Source organism: Oceanobacillus indicireducens (genome assembly GCF_014647195.1).
In the GTDB taxonomy this organism is placed as follows: Bacteria; Bacillota; Bacilli; order Bacillales; family Amphibacillaceae; genus Oceanobacillus; species Oceanobacillus indicireducens.
The window spans coordinates 1-3,753 of sequence record NZ_BMOS01000066.1 but is presented as its reverse complement, the minus strand read 5'-3'; the positions used below and the strand labels follow the sequence as shown (position 1 = coordinate 3,753).

Annotated in this window: 3 protein-coding genes; all 3 read right to left on the bottom strand. The window is 39.7% G+C overall.

Annotated features, from left to right (window positions below):
* Positions 1–159 precede the first annotated feature (159 nt).
* A complete protein-coding gene (locus tag IEX94_RS19255; protein WP_156857224.1) occupies positions 160–1,062 on the bottom strand; it encodes a glycine betaine ABC transporter substrate-binding protein in 903 nt (300 codons plus the stop codon).
* Between the two features lie 67 nt (positions 1,063–1,129).
* Positions 1,130–1,993 (bottom strand): ABC transporter permease, encoded by an 864-nt coding sequence (locus IEX94_RS19250; protein ID WP_188859860.1) that lies wholly within the window; start codon positions 1,991–1,993, stop codon positions 1,130–1,132.
* On the bottom strand, positions 1,983–3,179 hold the full coding sequence (locus IEX94_RS19245; RefSeq protein ID WP_156857226.1) for a quaternary amine ABC transporter ATP-binding protein: 1,197 nt from the start codon (positions 3,177–3,179) through the stop codon (positions 1,983–1,985). Before IEX94_RS19245 ends, IEX94_RS19250 begins: the two co-directional genes overlap by 11 nt.
* Positions 3,180–3,753: the final 574 nt, after the last annotated feature.

The window sequence follows — 3,753 nt, the reverse complement described above, 5'->3', positions numbered from 1 at the left end:
ACATGTAGATGATTCTTCACTTGGTTTTCATAGAACTTTTGACGTTACCCCCGTTGGGGGTAAGGCAATTATATCATAATAGGAACTAGTGTTCTATAGTAAAAACAATCTATTTTTCAAAGTAAAAAGGACTGGTAACTATACCAGTCCTTTTATCAATTATTCTTCAATGCCTTCTGTCCATTCGTCTACTTTATCTTGGTTATTTTCTACCCACTCTGCGGCTGCATCTGCAGGGTTAGCACCATCTGATATTTTAAGCATGACTTCTTCCATATCTTCTGTAGACCAGTGGAAGTTATCAAGAACTTGATAAACTTCCGGAAGGTCCTCTTCTAGACCCTCACGTACCATAGTGTTGATTGTTTCAGCTTCACCGAAAGTACCTTTTGGATCATCTAGATATTTCAGATCAAAAGCTTGGAACTTCCAGTGTGGAGACCAACCAGTTACAATAATATCTTCTTCATTTTCATAAGCAGTTCTTAATTCGGTCGTCATTGCACCACTTGAAGAAGTTTGAACCTCCCAGCCGTCTAAGTTGTCATACTCTTCTACAGCAAGCTCAGAAGCAGCAACTACTCCAGCACCTGGTTCGATGCCGGTGATAATTTTGTTAGCTTCATCCGATAAGTCTTCGATTGAGTCAACATCCATATAGCTTGGAACAACTAAACCAATTTTCGCTCCTTCTAAATTAGGGCCAAGGTCAATCATCTGATCACCATAGTTTTCAAATTGAGCTTCGTGTGTTCCAGGTAACCAAGCAGCAACCATTCCGTCTGCTTCACCGTTAGCAACGGCTTCCCACATAACAGCGTTATCTAGAGGAGTTAATGTAACATCAAATCCTAAGTCTTCTAAAACTTTACCAACAACATGTGTAGAAGCGATCTCTGTATCCCATTCTACATAAGCTAGTTCAACTTCACCATTTAAAGAACCAGCAGCATCGTCGCCTGTTTCAGATGAGCTATCATCTCCGGAGCCACAACCTGCAGCAAATAGTGCCGTAGATAAGCCTAATACAACCCCTAGACGTTTCCAATTGAACTTCTTCATTATATAAATCTCTCCTTTATTAAAACTCATTACTATTTATGGAACATTTTCCGTGGAAAAGATGCCATTAGCTTGATTTCTTCTCTTTACTTAAGTTTTGCGTCATACGGTCAATAACAATTGCAAGAATAACGATTCCTACACCAGATACAAATCCTGGACCTACTTGAGAACGTTGTAAGGCAGATAGTACTTCTCTACCAAGACCTGGTGCTCCAATCATCGAAGCGATAACTACCATAGATAATGATAACATTACTGTTTGGTTAATGCCAGCCATGATGGTTGGGCGAGCCATTGGAAGTTCTACTTTGAATAGTTTTTGTGAACCGGTACTTCCGAACGCATCGGCTGCTTCCACTAGTTCAGCAGACACCTGACGGATACCTAAGTTGGTAAAACGAACGGTTGGTGGTGTTGCAAAGATTAATGAAGCAATTACACCCGGTACCATTCCAATACCAAAGAAAGCAACGGCAGGAATCAAGTAAACGAATGCCGGCATCGTCTGCATGAAGTCAAGTATCGGTGTGATGATAGTTTCGGCAATCTTACTTTTAGACATCAGGATTCCAACCGGTACACCGATGATGATGGAAAGTAAACTCGCTACAATTACGAGCGTGATCGTATTCATCATCTGATCCCAATACCCTTGGTTATAAACAAACCAAAGTCCAACGATCGAGAATGCAGCAAGGCCGAGTTTTTTTCCTGTTATGAAAAATGCAATAACTGCAATAAGTAGGATGAAAACGAATGGCGGGATATTCATCAATACAGTTTCTGAAATAAATTCCATAAGATTACCGAAGTGCTGCTTAATTGGGTTGAATAAAAAGGAAAATGTATCTGTTATCCAACGAACAGCATCAGTAACCCCTTCTGAAACAGGAATTCTTGGTACGATACTAGAAATATTAAGCACCATTTGTCACCTCTCCTTCTCCAGCAAGTGCTGCAATTACAGCACCTCGCACAATAATACCTAATAGCTTCCCATCCTCGACAACGGCTACCGGGGTCTGGGAGTCATAGATGATAGAGAAGATATCCTGTAAAGGTGTTTCTTTATCTACTTTCGGTATATCTGTACGAATAATTTCATTTAAATCCCTAACATCTTCATTTCTTGCTTTTGAAGCGTCGTCTGCTGTTACATAACCTTTTAATTTACGGTTTCTATCAGTTACGAGAATGCTAGAAATACCTTCCTCACGCATTCTTTCCAGTGCGACCCGTGGACCATGTCGTTCAATTTGAATGGTTTCTGGACGCTTCATGATATGGTGGGCTGTTAACACTTTGGATTTATCAACATCTTCAACGAATTTCTCCACATAATCATTTGCGGGATTTACTAAAATTTCTTCTGGTGTACCGATTTGGACAATGTTCCCGTCTCTCATTAAAGCAATCCGGTCACCTAGACGCAATGCTTCATCCAAGTCATGTGTAATAAATAGAATGGTTTTCTTCATTTTCGACTGTAATTGGATGAGTTCATCTTGCATTTCTTTTCGAATTAGTGGATCAAGTGCTGAGAAAGCTTCGTCCATTAGAAGGACCTTGGGGTCATTTGTGAGGGCTCGCGCAAGACCAACACGCTGCTGCATCCCACCGGAAAGCTGGCCTGGTTTCTGGTTCAAGTATCCACCAAGTCCAACCATTTCAAGTGCTTTTGTAGCTCGATTTTCCCTTTCCGCTTTATCAACTTTTTGGATTTCTAAGCCGAACGCGGCATTATCCAATACAGTTCGATGCGGGAATAAACCGAATTTTTGGAAGACCATACTTAGTTTTTCACGGCGAACTTCCCTTAGTTGGTTTTTATCCATTTTAGAAAGGTCTTCCTCATCAATATAAATATTTCCTTGTGTCGGTTCAATCAGGCGGTTGATTAATCGTACCAATGTGGATTTACCACTACCTGAAAGCCCCATAATAACAAATATTTCTCCTTCTTCTACAGAGAAATTTGCGCGATTGACTCCGACCGTTGCACCAGTTTCTTTTAAGATTTCTTCCTTCGTGCGGCCTTCGTCTAGAAGTTTTAGTGCTTGTCTCGTATTTCTTCCAAACACTTTGGTTAGATTCTTAACTTCAATAATCGGCATACCTTCACCTCTTTGTGTAATTTTTGTTGATATACAAAGCTAACGATGCACATCTGTATTTTTTTATCCATAAAAATAATCTACCTATTAACTATACGCATTTAAAAACATTAACTCAAACATGGTATGTTGTTGTTTACGTTGATTTAGAATGTAGAGTTTATGCGTCATAAAGTATAAACCCGTTTATTGGCTCATTTCTCCCATTATCTCTAGAATCCTCTAAATCATTCTGCTTTTAATTCAGAAAATCCTTGTTTTCACGCATTAACGGTCTGTAATATCCCCACCTCTAAACATGAGGGAAGCCCAACATGTGAAGGTGGGGGATAAACAGTCCGTAAATTCCTGATTCTGTTCAACTAACATTCAGTGGGGAGGGAAGGAATTCCCCACTGAATGAAGTTTCACTTTATCACGCATTAACGGTCTGTAATATCCCAACTGAATGAAGTTTCACTTTATAAAGTTAGATTTCGCTTCTTTATGAATAAACTAAACCTAGAATACTCGTAACTTCAGTCGTGTGTATTTCGCAAGTGAAAAGTGAGCCACATCGCAATTTAAAACTGAG

What these genes read in the sequence shown, in the direction of transcription:
- IEX94_RS19255 (WP_156857224.1), bottom strand. Translation starts at nt 1,062, where the DNA reads ATGAAGAAGTTCAATTGGAAACGTCTAGGGGTTGTATTAGGCTTATCT.
- IEX94_RS19250 (WP_188859860.1), bottom strand. Translation starts at nt 1,993, where the DNA reads ATGGTGCTTAATATTTCTAGTATCGTACCAAGAATTCCTGTTTCAGAA.
- IEX94_RS19245 (WP_156857226.1), bottom strand. Translation starts at nt 3,179, where the DNA reads ATGCCGATTATTGAAGTTAAGAATCTAACCAAAGTGTTTGGAAGAAAT.